General features: G+C 56.4%; 10 protein-coding genes. 4 read left to right on the forward strand and 6 right to left on the reverse strand.

Annotated elements, in window-relative coordinates:
• Positions 1-120 precede the first annotated feature (120 nt).
• Together EGT74_RS00380 and EGT74_RS00385 are read left to right on the forward strand one after the other, a co-directional pair.
• Positions 121-1,422 (forward strand): DEAD/DEAH box helicase, encoded by a 1,302-nt coding sequence (locus EGT74_RS00380; RefSeq protein WP_123844466.1) that lies wholly within the window; start codon positions 121-123, stop codon positions 1,420-1,422.
• Positions 1,423-1,436: 14 nt separating this feature from the next.
• Positions 1,437-2,126 (forward strand): DUF1345 domain-containing protein, encoded by a 690-nt coding sequence (locus tag EGT74_RS00385; RefSeq protein ID WP_123844467.1) that lies wholly within the window; start codon positions 1,437-1,439, stop codon positions 2,124-2,126.
• Between the two features lie 37 nt (positions 2,127-2,163).
• Here EGT74_RS00385 and EGT74_RS00390 read toward each other — a convergent pair whose 3' ends face one another.
• Complete coding sequence (locus EGT74_RS00390) at positions 2,164-4,266, reverse strand: M3 family metallopeptidase (protein ID WP_246008088.1); 2,103 nt, start codon at positions 4,264-4,266, stop codon at positions 2,164-2,166.
• Positions 4,267-4,332: 66 nt separating this feature from the next.
• Positions 4,333-6,330 carry a TonB-dependent receptor family protein gene (locus EGT74_RS00395; protein ID WP_123844469.1) on the reverse strand — a complete coding sequence of 666 codons (1,998 nt, stop codon included), beginning with the start codon at positions 6,328-6,330 and terminating at the stop codon, positions 4,333-4,335.
• Positions 6,331-6,587: 257 nt separating this feature from the next.
• Here EGT74_RS00395 and EGT74_RS00400 point away from each other — a divergent pair, with 257 nt between their 5' ends.
• On the forward strand, positions 6,588-8,777 hold the full coding sequence (locus EGT74_RS00400; RefSeq protein ID WP_123844470.1) for a B12-binding domain-containing radical SAM protein: 2,190 nt from the start codon (positions 6,588-6,590) through the stop codon (positions 8,775-8,777).
• 77 nt (positions 8,778-8,854) lie between these two features.
• Here the strand turns inward: EGT74_RS00400 and EGT74_RS00405 are convergent, their stop codons facing one another.
• From EGT74_RS00405 to EGT74_RS00415, 3 genes are all read right to left on the reverse strand, one after another.
• Positions 8,855-10,189: a DEAD/DEAH box helicase gene (locus tag EGT74_RS00405; RefSeq protein WP_246008089.1), complete on the reverse strand. Its 1,335-nt coding sequence runs from the start codon at positions 10,187-10,189 to the stop codon at positions 8,855-8,857.
• Positions 10,190-10,300: 111 nt separating this feature from the next.
• Positions 10,301-10,510, reverse strand: a complete 210-nt coding sequence (locus EGT74_RS00410) for a dodecin family protein (RefSeq protein WP_123844472.1) — start codon at positions 10,508-10,510, stop codon at positions 10,301-10,303.
• A gap of 109 nt (positions 10,511-10,619) precedes the next feature.
• Positions 10,620-11,255 carry a YceI family protein gene (locus EGT74_RS00415; protein WP_123844473.1) on the reverse strand — a complete coding sequence of 212 codons (636 nt, stop codon included), beginning with the start codon at positions 11,253-11,255 and terminating at the stop codon, positions 10,620-10,622.
• Positions 11,256-11,432: 177 nt separating this feature from the next.
• Here EGT74_RS00415 and EGT74_RS00420 point away from each other — a divergent pair, with 177 nt between their 5' ends.
• Complete coding sequence (locus tag EGT74_RS00420; protein WP_123844474.1) at positions 11,433-12,857, forward strand: S41 family peptidase; 1,425 nt, start codon at positions 11,433-11,435, stop codon at positions 12,855-12,857.
• A 41-nt stretch (positions 12,858-12,898) separates the two neighbouring features.
• On the opposite strand, the gene EGT74_RS00425 is transcribed toward EGT74_RS00420, so the two are convergent.
• Positions 12,899-15,541: a carboxypeptidase regulatory-like domain-containing protein gene (locus EGT74_RS00425; RefSeq protein ID WP_123844475.1), complete on the reverse strand. Its 2,643-nt coding sequence runs from the start codon at positions 15,539-15,541 to the stop codon at positions 12,899-12,901.
• Between the last annotated feature and the right edge of the window lie 15 nt (positions 15,542-15,556).

A 15,556-nucleotide genomic window follows, 5' to 3' on the forward strand; every position in this document is an offset into this window, starting at 1 on the left:
ATTCTCCAAGAAGCCGCTGAAAACCGGCGGCACGCGGGGTAGCTGATACGTCTTTTGCAACAAAAAAAGCCTTCCGTTCCGGGAGGCTTTTTTTGTTGGCATAAAGCCTACCTTTGCCGGATGCAGGAAATTTTAGCTTCGCTCGGCATCAAAGCGTTGAACGAGATGCAGGTGGCCGCCATTGCCGCCGGCAAAACACAGCAGGACGTGATATTATTGTCGGATACCGGCTCGGGTAAAACCCTGGCCTTTCTGCTGCCGCTCCTGGAGCGCCTGCAAACGGGCGTCGGCACCACGCAGGCGCTGGTGATCACCCCCACCCGCGAGCTGGCCCAGCAGATCGAAAAAGTGTTCCGCTCGCTGAAAACGGGCTTTAAAGTGACCAGCTGTTACGGTGGCCACCTTCGCGAAACGGAAGAAAATGCCCTCAAGGAAGCGCCGGCACTGATCATCGGCACTCCCGGCCGCCTGGGCGACCACATCCGCAGGGGCAATATCAATACCGCCGGCATCTCCACCCTGGTGATGGACGAATTCGACAAATCGTTCGAGCTCGGTTTCCGGGAAGAAATCGCTTTTGTGGTGGAATCGCTCCCCGCCGTACAGAAAAGAATGCTCACCTCCGCCACCGAAGCGGCGGAAATCCCGGATTTTATCCGGTTGCAGGAGCCCGTTACCTTAAATTTCCTCTCCGGTGAAGCGCCTGCGGCCCTCACGCTGAAAACGCTGGAAAGCCCGGAAAAAGATAAAGCCGATACCCTCTTCCGCCTCATCTGCATGCTGGGCAACCGCCCCACCATCGTGTTCTGCAACCACCGCGAATCCGTGGAGCGCACCAGCCAGCTGCTGGCCGATAAAGGCATCGTCAACGTATTTTACCACGGCGCGCTGGAGCAGGCAGACCGTGATGTGGCGCTCTGCAAGTTCAGGAACGGCACGTCGAATGTACTGGTCACCACCGACCTGGCCGCCCGCGGCCTCGACATCCCCCACATCCGCTACATCATCCACTATCACCTGCCGCAGAACGAAGACACCTTCATTCACCGCAACGGCCGCACCGCCCGCATGGACGCCAGCGGCACCGCCATCCTCATCACCGGGCCGGAAGAAACCCTTCCACCCTACATCCCCGAAGGCACCGAAACCATCACCCTGCCCGAAACCGCCACGCTGCCCGACAGGCCGCAATGGAGCACGCTGTACATTTCAGCCGGTAAAAAAGATAAAGTGAACAAGGTCGACATCGTGGGTTTCTTCACCAACAAAGGCAAACTGAAAAAAGAAGACCTCGGCCTCATCGAAGTGAAGGATTTCATCGCCTTCGCAGCTGTCCGCAAATCGAAAGTGAGCCAGGTGCTGCAGCTGATCAAAAACGAAAAGATGAAGAACAAGAAAGTGCGGATCGAGGTAGCGAAATAAGTATCTTTATTCATATGAAAAGATCCGCCGCAGACCTCCTCAACAACATGCACCCCCTGCAGCGCGTACTGGTGAGCCTTTTCCTGGCCGCCGTTACTTTTTTCGCCATCCTGCAGGCAGACATGAACCCCTGGGTGAAATACATGCTGGTGTGGAACGCGTTCGCGCTGTCGTACATCGCCACCAGCTGGACCGTCTTCCTCAAACGCACCATCCCGGAAATACGCCGCTATGCCCGCATCGACGACGGCAGCCGCACCTTCGTGACGCTGCTGGTGCTCTTCACCTCCTGTTCCAGCATGTTCGCCGTGCTGCTGGTGGTGCTCACCAAAGACGAGGTGGCGCGCAGCCTCTACCTGCCCGTGGCCATCTCCGGAATGATGACTTCCTGGGTCATGGTGCATACGATCTACACCGCCCACTATGCCCATCTTTTTTACGACGATGCGGAAGACAATAAAAACATGCACGCCGGCGGCCTGCAATTCCCGAAAGATTCCTCGCCGGATTACCTCGACTTCGCCTATTTCGCATTCGTGATCGGCATGACCTTCCAGGTGTCAGACGTGCAGATCACCTCCCGGAAACTCCGGCGGGTGGCGCTGTTGCACGGCCTCCTGTCTTTTCTCCTGAACACATTCGTGGTGGCCCTCACCATCAACCTCGTGAGCGGACTGGTACAACAAGGAAAAGGCGCACCGTAACGATGCGCCTTTGCGTTTATCGGTGAGGGGACGAAAATCAATTCGTGTCCAGCCCCCTGTTTTTCAGTAAATACTTCACCTCCGGGGCCCGTGTGCGGAACGCCTTGTAGAGATCCATCGGTTCGGCGGTGCCGCCTTTTTCCAGCACGTTTTTGCGGAACGACTGCGCGGTAGCCGGGTCGAAGATGTCGCCGGTTTCCTTGAAGGCCGCAAACGCATCGCTGTCGAGCACTTCAGACCAGATGTAGCTGTAATACCCCGCGGAGTAGCCACCGGAGAAAATGTGCTGGAAGTACGTGCTGCGGTAACGCGGCGCAATCTGGCTGATGAGGCCGAGTTTGCTCATCTGTTCCTTTTCAAACGTCAGCGGGTCGATTTTTTGTCCGGCCGCCAGCGTATGATAGTTCATATCGAGCAGCGAAGCCGCCAGGTATTCCACCGTGGCAAAGCCCTGGTTGAATTTGGAAGCCGCTTTCATTTTCTCCACCATATCGGCCGGGATGAGCTGGCCTGTTTTGTAGTGTTTGGCGTACAGCTGCAGCACCTGCGGCTCAAATGCCCAGTGCTCCATGATCTGCGAAGGCAGCTCCACAAAATCGCGGGGCACGGACGTACCGCTGAGGGTTTCGTATTTGACATTGCTCAGCAAACCGTGCAGCGCATGCCCGAATTCGTGGAAGAACGTTTCCACTTCGTCGGGCGTAAGCAGGGCCGGTTCGGTAGCGGTCGGTTTGGTGAAGTTGCAAACGATGGATACTACCGGTGCAATGCGGCCGCTTTTATCGATGGCCTGTTTCCGGTAGGACGTCATCCACGCGCCGCCGCGTTTGGAGCTGCGGGGGAAGAAATCCATGTAAATCACCCCGATGTGCTGGCCGTTCGCTTCTTTCACTTCATAGGCCACTACATCCTCCTGGTATACGGGAATGTCTTTCAGCTGGGTGAAGGTGATGCCGTATAATTTTTTCGCTACGGCAAAGATGCCCTCGCGCACGTTCTCCAGCTGGAAATACGGGCGCATCGCTTCCGCATCGTAGTTATACTTTTCTTTCCGCACTTTATCCGCATAGTAGAACCAGTCCCAGGCTTCGAGTTTTTCCCCTTTGCCTTCGCGGTCCATCACCTGCTGCATTTCGGCGGCTTCCTGTTTGGCGACGGGCAGCGCGGCCGTCCACAGCCTGTTCAGCAACTCATTGGCCTGTGCGGGCGTTTTGGCCATGTTTTCTTCCAGCACAAAATCCGCATGCGTGGCATACCCCAGCAACGCGGCTTTTTTTGCACGCAGAGTGGCCAGGCCGGCCACGATCTCTTTATTATCGCGTTCGTCGCCGTTGTTGCAGCGGTTGGTATAGGCGGTGTAGATCTGCTGGCGCAGCTTTCTGTTCTGCGCGTATTGCAGGAAAGGCATCACGCTGGCGTTGTGCAGGGTGAAGCGCCATTTGCCCGGTTTGCCCGCTTCTTTGGCGGATGCCGCAGCCGCGGTTACGAGCGAAGGCGGCAGCCCGGCCAGGTCCGCTTCATTGTCGACGATCAGTTCGTAGCTGTTCGTTTCCGCCAGCAGGTTCTGGCCGAAGCGTACGGTCAGCAAAGACAGTTCCTTGTTGATGGCGCGCATCTCCGATTGTTTGGCGGCATCGAGGTTGGCGCCGCTTCTGATGAACGCCTTGTATGTTTTTTCGAGCAGGCGTTGCTGCTCCGCGGTGAGCGGGGCGGCGGCACGCTGGTCGTACACCTTTTTCACCTTGGCGAACAGCCCGGCGTTGAGGTAAATGTCGTCGCTGTGCTGCGCCAGCACCGGGGCTATTTCCCGGGATATCTTTTCCAGTTCCGGGCTGGTATTGGCCGAAGTGAGATTAAAAAACACGGTGCTCACATTGCGCAGCTGTTCCCCGCTGGCTTCCAGTGCAACAACGGAGTTCTGGAAAGTGGGCACGGAACGCTGGTTCACGATGGCGGCGATGCGCTGTTGCTGCGCCTTCATGCCGGCTTCGAACGCGGGCATGAAATGTGCCGGTTCGATGGCCGCGAAAGGCGGTACCTTAAAACTGGTTTCGTATTGCTGTAAAAGCGGATTTTTCTCCGCAGGCGCCTGCTGCGCCATGGTGGTGGTCCCTGCTGTCATACTGATGGCTACTATCAAATTCCGGGAAATACTTTTTATCTGCATGGTTCGTGCTCAAAGTTGATCCGCCCAAAAATAAGGGATTTATTCCTTACGGCTGAAAGGGCCCTGTACCGTGAGCCCGGCGTACCAGCTGCGGCAGGCGGCGGCGTTGAAATACCGGCGCCCGGCGGCATTGATATCGTTTCCGAGGCTGTACTTCGCATCGAGCAGGTTCTCGGCGCCGGCGTGGAACGCTACGCTGATGCCCCTGAAATCGTGCGTGTACTGCGCTTTACAGCCGAGCAGGTGGAAAGCGGCGGCTTTGTCGGTATTGGCGTCGTTGAGGAACAGATCGTCGTTATACGTGTAAGTGGCGAAAAACAGCAGCCGTTTGGCGATGGTAACGTCCACACCCGCCGCCACCGCATGTTTCGGCGTACCGGGCAGGGTCTTGCCATCGTAGTTCTTATCCACCTGCACGAAGTCTTTATACCGGAAATGATGAAACGTATACGCGCCGCGCAGTTTCACGCGGCTGAGGGTGTAGGCGAAAAACGTTTCAATCCCCTGCTGCACCGTCGCCCCGGCATTCTCGAAATAGTCCGCGCCGCCCGCATCACGCCTTTGCACGATGGCGTTGTTCAACCCGAAACAGAACAGGCTCACGTCGTACCAGAACGGCCCGGCGCCGCCGCGTGCCCCCAGTTCGTAGTTCCAGCCCTTTTCCGCCTGCAGCGTGGTGTTGATGATGCTGGTGGAAGGCAGCACCTCCGCTACCGTGGGCGGTGAAAATCCTTTCGACACCACGGCGTATACATTGGCCGCGGGGTGGAATTTTTTCATGACAGCGAAACGGGGCGCCCATTCGTTGTTGTAACGGCTGGTGAAGTGGAACACGGGGCGCACCGACTGCCGCGCAAAATGCATGCGGGTATTATTGAGGCTCAGGCCGGCGGAGATGATCCAGCCGCCCGGCAAAGTCAGTTCCGGTTGCAGGAAGAGGGAAATATTACGGTTGTTGATGTCGTCGTCGGTCTGGAGGGTGTCTTTCACGCCGGCTTTGTTGCCATGCACCGCCGTGTTGAAATAACCCTGCTGGAATTCGCCGCCGGCCAGCACTTTCAGCCACTGGCGGTGATAGGTGAACACCGTTCTGCCGCCGAAATGCGGTTCGCTGCGTTGTTCGTAATTGCGGATAGTGGGGTTCTTCACATTACTGTAAGCGCCGTATACCGACGTGGCGTTGCGCCACTGATCGTTCCACACATGCCGGTATTGCAGGCCGCCCCAGATGGTTTGCTGGTAAATGGCGGCTTTGCTGCTTTCCGCGGAGGGGAAAGCGCCGGCCGCCGGCCTCGCCTGGCGGGGATTGGCAGCATACTGCTCCGGGGTGAGCCCGCCGGGCGTCTGGTATTGCAGGTTGCCGTAGAGCACGTGCGCTTCCAGTTCGCCCTTTGCGGAAGGCCGCCAATGCCCGCTCCAGCCTGCTACGGTGCGCTGCATGTAAGTATGCTGGCGGTACCCGTTGTGTTCCTGCCATGAATAATAGACCCGCTGCCCTGCCGCAGCGGCGGAGGCCTGCACGAGGTGACTGCCGAAGCTGCCGCTGGTGTACCCGGCGCTGAAACCATCGTCCGCCTGTCCTCCACCGGCCAACACCACACCGCCGGTACCCGCGCCATAAAGGCTGCTGCCGGGGCCTTTCAGCACTTCCAGGCCGGAAAAACTGCCGGCACCGAACTGGTTCAGGTAGGTATTGCCGCCGGGGTCCGTAAAGGGGATGCCGTTGTAATACATCTTCACATTCCGCACCCCGAAAGGCGAGCGCAGGGAACTGCCGCGGATGTTCAGCCGGTAACTGCCGGGAGAACGCTCTTCCATTCTAACGCCGGGCATACTGTTGACCGCCGGTAAAATGGAAGTAGGGGCAAAACGCAGCATATCGCGCCGGCCGGTGTAATTGATGGCGGCGGGCACCTCGGTCAGCACCCGTTGCTGGCCGTACCCCTGTACCGTCACCTCGCTCAGGCGGGTGGTGTCGTCCTGCGCATAGGCCGCCACAGGGGCGGACAGCAGCAGCATCAGTATCGTTGTTCTCATCGTATGGCAAAATGTTCTTCAAAGGCGATCATTCATCGGTTGAGGCTCAAACCCCGTTCGCCAGATAAAACTCCTCAGTCGCGGATTGGCCTCCGCCCGTCATCGTTGTACGAAGGCCCGGAACCCGGTTGACGGCCGTTACAGGTCTCCGGAGACCATCCCGTAGACGCTCAACCTCCCCTTAAAGATTCAAAATATTTGCCATTCCCCCCATTTAATTATTTAATGATAATTTTGCCTTTTAAACATTCCGGATTTTGAGCGCTGCCGTTTTTCTGATCACTCCGCCTTTTACCCAGCTAAATACGCCGTACCCGGCCACTGCTTACCTGAAAGGATTCCTGAACACCAGGAACATCACCGCATTTCAGGCCGACCTGGGCATTGAGGTGACCCTGGCTTTATTCTGCAAAGAAGGGCTGCAGGCGCTCTTTAACCGGATCAGCGGGCCATTGTCCGACAATGCCGCCCGCATCGTTGCCTTACAGGACGATTATATCCACACCATCAACGATGTGGTGCACTTCCTGCAGGGCCACAACCCCACCCTGGCGCATCGCATCTGCAAACGCGACTTCCTCCCTGAAGCCTCGCGCTTCGCGCAGCTGGAAGACCTGGGCTGGGCATTCGGATCCATGGGGGTGCAGGACAAGGCCAAACACCTCGCCACCATGTACCTCGAAGACCTGTCCGACCTCGTGACGGAGTGCGTCGACGAACACTTCGGTTTCAGCCGCTACGCGGAAAAACTGGCCCGCTCCGCCAACAGCTTCGACGAACTGTATGAAGCCCTGCACCAGGAATATACTTTTATCGACGAACTGCTGATCAGGCTGCTCAAGGCCCGCATGGCCGAAGTGCAGCCCAAACTGGTCGCCATTTCCGTACCGTTCCCCGGCAACCTCTACGCATCCCTGCGATGCGGGCAGTGGATCAAAAAAAATTACCCTCACGTAAAAGTGGCCATGGGCGGCGGTTTCGCCAATACCGAACTGCGCTCGCTGACGGATGCCCGTGTGTTTGAATTTTACGACTTTATCACGCTCGACGACGGCGAAGCGCCCATTGAAGCACTGGTGGCGCATGTGGAAGGACAAAAAACCGTGGAGGAACTGAAACGAACCTTCACGCTCGTGAACAACGAAGTCGTGTATTTCAACAACAAAGCCTGCACCGATTATAAACAGGGCGAAGTAGGCACGCCGGATTACAGCGATTTCCTGCTCGACGGCTACATCTCGGCCATCGAAGTGGTGAACCCCATGCACCGCATGTGGAGCGACGGGCGCTGGAACAAACTCACCATGGCGCATGGCTGTTATTGGGGCAAATGCACCTTCTGCGATATTTCACTCGATTATATCCGGCTCTATGAACCGGTGGCCGCGCAGCTGCTGGCAGACCGCATGGAAGAAATGATCGCGCAAACTGGCCAAACAGGTTTCCACTTCGTGGACGAAGCGGCGCCGCCCGCACTGATGCGTGCCCTGGCGCTGGAAATCATCCGCAGGAAACTCACCGTCAGCTGGTGGACCAATATCCGTTTCGAAAAAAGTTTCACCCGCGACCTCTGCCTGCTGCTCAAAGCATCCGGCTGCATTGCCGTGTCCGGCGGGCTGGAAGTGGCCTCCGACCGGCTGCTGGAACTGATCCAGAAAGGCATCACGGTGGCGCAGGTGGCGCAGGTGAACCGCAACTTCACCGATGCGGGTATCATGGTACATGCTTACCTCATGTACGGTTTCCCCACGCAATCCGCGCAGGAAACCATCGACTCCCTCGAAATGGTGCGGCAGATGTTCAAAGCCGGCATCCTGCAATCCGCGTTCTGGCACCTGTTCACGATGACCGCTCACAGCCCCGTTGGCCTTCACCCCGAAAAATTCCGGGTGAAGAAAGAAACGGAACTGGCCGGCGCCTTCGCCAATAACGACATCGTGCACATCGACGAAACCGGCACCGATCACGAATCGTTCAGCTTCGGCCTGAAAAAATCGCTCTTCAACTACATGCACGGCATCTGCCTCGACGATCCTTTGCAGAAATGGTTCGAATTCAAAGTACCGAAAACGAAAATCGCGCCCGACTATATCGTGAACGCCCTGCTGGAAGACGCTTCCGCTTCCGCCAAACCAACCACCAAAATGGTGTGGCTGGGCAAACGGCCGCAGGTAGAGACCATCACCAAATCGAAAAAAGGCAATACCTGGGAAGTTACCTCCCTCACCTTCCAGGATAAAAAAGAAAAATACAGCATCAGCACGGAGCCCGAACAGGGCCGCTGGCTGGCGGGCATGCTGGATAAACTGGCCATACACCAGCCCAAAACCTGGACGCTGCAGGAAATTAAAGACGATTATGCCGCTGCCGGCCTGGAAGACTTCGAGCTCTTCTGGGATAACAAACCGGTCAACACCCTGTATAAAGTCGGTTTACTGAAATTGTAGCGCGCTGCCGTTGTATTTGACATTGCCGGAGCCGGATACTGCGATACCGGGTTTCTTACCGGCATTTACAGACGCGCTTAGCGCTTTTTCCCCCGTGACTTCGGTTTGCCGTACTTCTCCAGCATCTTCTGCTTGTGGCTCACCTTCACATTCACCTTTTTGTTCTTGGCCTTTTTCTCATGGAAAGCCGCGCCGGATTCGCGTTTAGGTTTTTTCAGCACGATGTTGGGCACAATCACTTCCGGTATTTCCGCTTTGGTCAGCACGGTGGAGATCTCAAGATGGTCCGGCAACGGGGTCACCGGTACTTTGTAGTTCATCAGTGCTTCCACGCTGCCGAGCTGCTCCTGCTCGGCGGGCGTTATAAAGCTGATGGCGTTCCCTTTTTTGTCGAGGCGGCCCGTTCTGCCGATGCGGTGGATATAACTTTCCGGTTGCTCCGGCATGTCGAAGTTGAGCACATGTGTCACTTCTGCAATGTCGAGGCCGCGGGCGATGATATCGGTGGCGATCAGCAGGCGGAAAGTGCCATCCTGGAACTGGCGTACGCTGTTGAAGCGGTAGTTCTGTTCCTTGTTGGAGTGAATAACCCCTACTTTGCCCGGCATATCCGCTTCCAGCCGCTCAAACAGCTGGTCGGCCAGTTGTTTGGTGGATACGAACACCAGCACTTTCGTCATATCCGTCTGCTCGCGGAAGAGCAGCTCCAGCAGATTTACTTTTGTATTGAAGTTGGGAACGAGGTAAACAGACTGGCTGATATTGCTCACCGGCGTACCGGCGGGCGCCGCTTCTATCACGGCGGGGTTATTGAAGAATTCGTCGATCAATGCCTGCACTTCCTCGGTGATGGTCGCGGAAAACATCAGGTTCTGACGCTTGGGCGGCAGCAGGTCGAGGATGTTTTTCAACTGTGCCCTGAATCCCAAGTTCAGCATTTCATCCACCTCATCGATCACCAGCTTTTTGATATTCTTCAGCTTCAGGGTACCGCTCAGCACAATATCAACGAGGCGGCCTGGAGTGGCCACCACCATGTCCAGCTTGCCGGCTGCCGTTTCCATCTGGGGGTTCATGTTCACGCCGCCGTAAAAACCGGCCACGGCGAAAGTCATGTAAGGCGTGAGTTTTTGCACGGTTTCCACCACCTGCGCCACCAGTTCGCGGGTGGGCACGACGACGAGTATCTGCGGGAACCTTTCCTTCGAGAACGTCCACTGCCGGAGGCAGGGCAACAGGTAGGCCAGTGTTTTACCGGTGCCGGTCTGCGCAATGCCGCATACATCCTGCCCGCTCATCATCACGGAAAATACTTTCTGCTGGATGGTGGTGGGCGTCGTGAATTGCAGGTCGTGCAGGGCCGACAGCAAAGGTTTGTTCAGGTTTAAATCGTCGAAAGTCATAGTATGCATGCAAAATAAGCCACAAAAGTACGGCTATTCCGCTAAACTGCCTGCGGGGCACGGCATATCCTTTCCCGGGAAGGTTTTCCCGGAACAGGATGGGATGGGCGGTAAGGGGAGTTATTTGACGTGATCCACGCGGAAAGACACTTTGCAGATCGCCCCGTAGGTGGATATCTTGCCGTCTTTCACATGCACCTTAAAGTCTTTCACGTACACGGAATCAATGTTGTGGATGGTTTGGGAAACCTCTGCCACCGCATTGCGTACGGCATCTTCAAATCCTGTTTCGGAAGAGGCGATCACCTCGATTACTTTTACGATTGCCATGATGTACTTTTTTTATAACAACAACCTGCCGCGGGGATTGTTACGGCTCATGGCAAAAAAAAGCGCCCCGGTGCATGACCGGGACGCTCGCAGCTGCTGGTAACAGCGGTTATTTTGCGTTGGCAACCAGTACCACGTCGATGGTGAATTCGTCGTGAATGGCTTTATCGCCCAGGTTTTCGAAGAAGTTGGAAGACCGGTACTTGATGTCGTACTTGGTACGGTCTACTTTAATGGTGGCTTTGGCGGTGGCTTTGTTGCCGGCTACGGTTACTTCAGCAGGGAAAGTGATGCTGTTGGTAATGCCTTTGATGGTCAGTTTGCCGTTCACGTCGTAGCTGCCGTTGCCTTTGGCGCCTACGCTGGTGATCACGAAAGTGGCGGTCGGATGTTTTTCCACGGAAAAGAAATCGTCGCTTTTCAGGTGGCCGGTGAGCTTGCCGTTGGCATCGGGATTGGTGATGTCGGTAACGGTGATGGAACGTGTGTCGAGCGTGAAAGAACCGCCTTTCAGCACGTTTTTATCGAGTTCCAGTGCTCCTTCGGTAACACCGATGTTGCCGGTATGCTGGCCGGTCACTTTTTTGGCGGTCCAGGTCAGTTTGCTCTGCTGGTTGTCTACCTGGTACACCGCTCTCGCAGTGGCGTGCTTCGCAGCTTTGACAGGTTTTTCAGTTGCAGGATTGGCGAAAGACATCAGTACGGTGGCGCCGCCAATAAAAAATAAGGTTGCTAATCTTCGCATGTTGGTGTGGTTTAAATTTAATTGTATTGAATTCGTAATGATACGATTTTCCGGCAATTTACATAATTCCCTATCACACTGGTAGGCTTATCGGCGAAATAATTTTCACATTTGCTTCACAAACATTTAGCATATGTTTTGCACTTGAGCTTATAGTTTTAGCCTCAAATCCGACACATGCTAAAATCCGCCATGCTATTACCTGTGTTTTGCCTCACCACCGTTTACGGCTCGGCCCAGAAGCTGCCGCCGGACACGGTGCGGGGCATGATCAGGGACCTTTCCCGCGAACTGTCCCTTAAACATCCCGGTTATTACCGGTACCGCTCCGAGTCTTATTTCAAACGCTATGCCGATTCTCTGAGCGCCACGGTGACCGACTCGCTCACCGAGCTGGAAACCTTCCGCAAGCTCAAACCATTTATCGGCCAGATCGGCTGCCTGCACACCGACCTGCAGCTATCGCCCGCCGTGAAGGCGGAGATGGCCCAACGCCCGGTGCTGTTCCCGATGCAGCTCTATTTCAAGGGTCAGAAAGCTTACGTGGCACGCAATGCCTCGGGCGACAAATCGATTGCGCCGGGGAGCGAAGTACTGAGCATCAACGGGCGCAGCATTCCGCAGATACTGGCCACGCTGCTGCCTTCCATCGCGTCGGACGGGTTTAACCAGACCCTCCGGTACCGGTCGCTGTACAACTTCTTCCCGTTGCAGTACAGCCGCATGATCGAAGTCACGGACAATTACACCGTCAAAATATCGCATCTCAACAAAGTCAGCACCCACCAGGTAAAAGGTGCGCTTACCAGAGATATTGCCGCCCCGGGGTTCATGTTGCCACGGGATACCGGTAAACCCCTTGCCTGTACTATCAAAGGAGCCACAGCCGTCCTTTCAGTCCATTCGTTTGCCGACTCCGATATCAAAGAACACGACCAGGATTTCAAGCTCTTCATCGTCAGCGCTTTTGCCGACATGAGATCGCAGGGTATCAAACACCTCATCCTTGATCTCCGCGACAACACCGGCGGGTCAGACGGCAATGCCGCCTTTCTCGCCGGTTACTTTTTCGACCAGCCGTACCGTTACTGGGACCGGATTGAAGTGACCGAAGCCATCGCCAAGGAAATAAAAGGCGACGCGGAACAGTACTACAACAAGCCGGTGCAGGAGGGCCAGCGCTGGTTATGGAAAAAAGCGAAGGTGGTGAACGATTTCGACTATTACGAAACCCAGCAGCCCGCCGTGTACCCGTTTACGGGCAAGACTTATGTGCTCACGAACGGTTTCACCATGTCGTCGGCCGCAGACCTCTCGGCCGTGCTCCAGTACAATAAAAAAGCCGTATTCATCGGGGAAGAGACCGGCGGCGGTTTTCAGGGCAACAACAGCGGCATGATGCCGGAAAGTGAAATGAAACCCTCCGGAATGGTAGTGACCATTCCCCTGCAAAAATATTACACCGCGGTAGACGGTACGCTGCACCACGGCAAGGGCACCATTCCTGACTACCCTGTTTCATACACGCCGCAAGAGCTGATAAACGGCAAAGACAAAGAGATGGCGCTTGCGGAAGCTCTTATCCGGAAACCATCGAAGTAGCTTATGCCGGGGCGGCCGGGGGCAAGCCTGGCCGCTCATTTCTACTTCGTTCTGACGGAATAGAATTTTTTCACCTTCACATCCCTGGGGCGATAGTGCAGCTCAAAACTCACCTCCGCGGTTTTGTCCGTTTGCAGTTCCACCGTTTGCGCGCCCTCCGGGCTCATGAACTGTGCGCCGGGCTCCACCTGCAGCCGGTATACGTCGTGCGGGAGAAAAAACACAAAGGCGCCCTGTTCGTTGGACAATACCGTGTATACTTTCCCGTTACGCCCCGTGGCCTTCACCGTGATCGGCGGAAGCTGGCCTTTGTCGTCTTCCTGCAACATAAGCCGGCCCTGGATGGTGCCGATAGCATGCAGCGGGATGGCCATTTGGGTGCGGCCCTTCACCATCACCGTACGGCTTTCGGCATAAGCGCCTTTCGCCTGTAAAACGGACACCGGGTAATGGCCGGCAGGTAGATTGCGGTATACCACGCGGCCGTCTTTCCCGCTGATCAGCACTTCCTCCCCTACTTTCACCAGTATGTCTGCCGCGGCGCCCTCCCAGGGTTCATGCTGGTTATTGGCGTTGAAGTCGCGGTAAAAAAACAGCTCCAGCTCCTGTCGCGGATGCTGCGGCGCGTTCCTGAATTTTTTGACGATGCCGACGTCGAATGCTTTGGTGGTGACATTCGTACCGGCGAAGCGGTACGCCAGCAAACCTCCTTCGAGCGCGAACCCGTAAGGCAGCGATACGCCGATGCGGGCGTTCACGTTATGTTCCCATTGCCGGTAATAATTGCTGTAGGAGAGGTAGTCGTACACGCTCAGGTGCAGCCGGCCTTTCAGCAGGCGGCCGGTATAACCCGGGCCGATCATGTACGTACGGTACGGCTGGCCGGTATAGCGCATCTGCAGCAGCTCCCCGGTATAAAACGGGCCGTGCTGCAAAATGGCGCTCAGGCCCAGCCCTCTATACTGCAAAAAACTCATGATGCGGAAACCGCTGTAATCCCGATGCCCGTCCGTGTTAGTGGTGCCGGTGGCGCCTTCCGCGTTGAATGAAAAACTCAGGGTGCCGTTGTACATCAGCTGCACATTCCCCCGCGCCGCCGACAACTCTGCCCTCGCCGTGTTTTCCAGGTATTCACGGTAATAATACGGGCGAAGGGTGAGGCTCCAGCGTTCGCCCAGCTGCTGCTGCCAGCCGAACTCGGCCGTTTCGGAGAAATAGATATTGGGATAGTGGCGATAGAGCGGGGAGATATACACCGGTTCGTATGACAGGCGGCTGTAGCGCCACCAGAAATGCTGGCGGTGATGCGGCGAAAACGACAACCGTTCTTCCAGGTTCATGGCCCCTTTCTGTAACCCGGCATAACCGCCGGAACTGATGTAATTGGCAGAACTCAGCTGCCACTTTCCGAAGCGGCCGCTGTAATCCAGTCCACCGGCGCCTCCCCAGACATAGAGGCTATCCGTTTTGTACGGCGAGGTGGTGCTGTAACTCGCATACCCTTTCAGCGCCAGGGAGTGGTTTTTGGCCAGCTGCCAGCGGAAACCGCCGCCACCGAGGGAATGGTTGACGCGTGCGCCGCCGTCCCACTGCTGCAAAGCCTGCATATGCAGCTGCATTTTTTCCTGCCGCCGGCCTTCGTACCGGAGATAAACGGCGTTGCTGTAGCGGAAATCGCCTTCCGTCATATCACCGGCCAGGTTGTAGTTGCCGTTGACGGCGCCCCCTTCGATGCGGGTTTGCGGGGTCTCTACCGCCAGCTGTGCGCCGCGGCCGGCGAGCACGAATTCATCGGTTTTAAAGATGTTGCCGGCTGTCCATTCCAATACGCCGGTGCGCAATTTGGCAAAAGTGTTCATTACCACCAGCTGATCCTGCATCGCTTCGCGGTACCACAGCGCATCGGCCTGGTAACTGAAATTTTTCTCCGCCCCGTTGGCCAGCAGTTCATAATACGCGGCCTGCGTGCCCATCAGGCGGCTGTAAAGGCCCAGCAGATGACCTTTGCCCATTTCGGCGGCCGCGGCGTTGTAACGGCTGCCGCTGCGGGCCTGGTAAAAAGGGATTTGCTGCAGGCTGAAAATGTCCCCGTTGGCATAAGTGCCTTTCAGCAACACCGGCCCGGATACCGCCGGCAGCCGCATATGCAGCTGCAGCGTGGTATCTGCGAAACCGGCTAGCGTGATCGTTTGTTGACCGAGCACCTGCTGCAACGCGGGGTCTTCCGCCGTTAGCTGCACGGTAGCTGCCTGGTTGCCGGGATTGCTGCAGTGCAGGCGAAGCACAACACTGTCCTGCCGCTGCAACAGGTACACCTCCGGCTGCAGCACGCTCAGTTGCACCATGCGCACGGGCTTGAGCCGCAGTGCCGTGGCCGCCGCCACTTCGCCGTTGACGGTCACGGCTTTCAGTGTATGCACATACTGCGAATCCGCCGGTGCTTTGCGCGGAATATACAATCGCACGGACACCAGCAGGCTGTCGCCCGCAGCTATAACAGTATCGGATATACGATTAATGGGCGGAAATGGCCCGGAAAACAACAGTTGTGTCGGTACGTTCTGGTAACTATGGTTGTTGATATGAAACAGCAGTTGCACGACTGTGCCGCCCTCCACTTCTGCAAGGGGAGCGGCGCTACGGATTTTCAGCTGCGCGGGCAAAGGCGTGGCCAGCCAAAGCATCAGTACTATTAGCGA

The sequence above is a fragment of the Chitinophaga lutea genome, assembly GCF_003813775.1.
Taxonomy (GTDB): domain Bacteria; phylum Bacteroidota; class Bacteroidia; order Chitinophagales; family Chitinophagaceae; genus Chitinophaga; species Chitinophaga lutea.

What these genes read in the sequence shown, in the direction of transcription:
- EGT74_RS00380 (WP_123844466.1), top strand. Translation starts at nt 121, where the DNA reads ATGCAGGAAATTTTAGCTTCGCTCGGCATCAAAGCGTTGAACGAGATG.
- EGT74_RS00385 (WP_123844467.1), top strand. Translation starts at nt 1,437, where the DNA reads ATGAAAAGATCCGCCGCAGACCTCCTCAACAACATGCACCCCCTGCAG.
- EGT74_RS00395 (WP_123844469.1), bottom strand. Translation starts at nt 6,330, where the DNA reads ATGAGAACAACGATACTGATGCTGCTGCTGTCCGCCCCTGTGGCGGCC.
- EGT74_RS00405 (WP_246008089.1), bottom strand. Translation starts at nt 10,189, where the DNA reads ATGCATACTATGACTTTCGACGATTTAAACCTGAACAAACCTTTGCTG.
- EGT74_RS00410 (WP_123844472.1), bottom strand. Translation starts at nt 10,510, where the DNA reads ATGGCAATCGTAAAAGTAATCGAGGTGATCGCCTCTTCCGAAACAGGA.
- EGT74_RS00415 (WP_123844473.1), bottom strand. Translation starts at nt 11,255, where the DNA reads ATGCGAAGATTAGCAACCTTATTTTTTATTGGCGGCGCCACCGTACTG.
- EGT74_RS00420 (WP_123844474.1), top strand. Translation starts at nt 11,433, where the DNA reads ATGCTAAAATCCGCCATGCTATTACCTGTGTTTTGCCTCACCACCGTT.
- EGT74_RS00425 (WP_123844475.1), bottom strand. Translation starts at nt 15,541, where the DNA reads ATGCTTTGGCTGGCCACGCCTTTGCCCGCGCAGCTGAAAATCCGTAGC.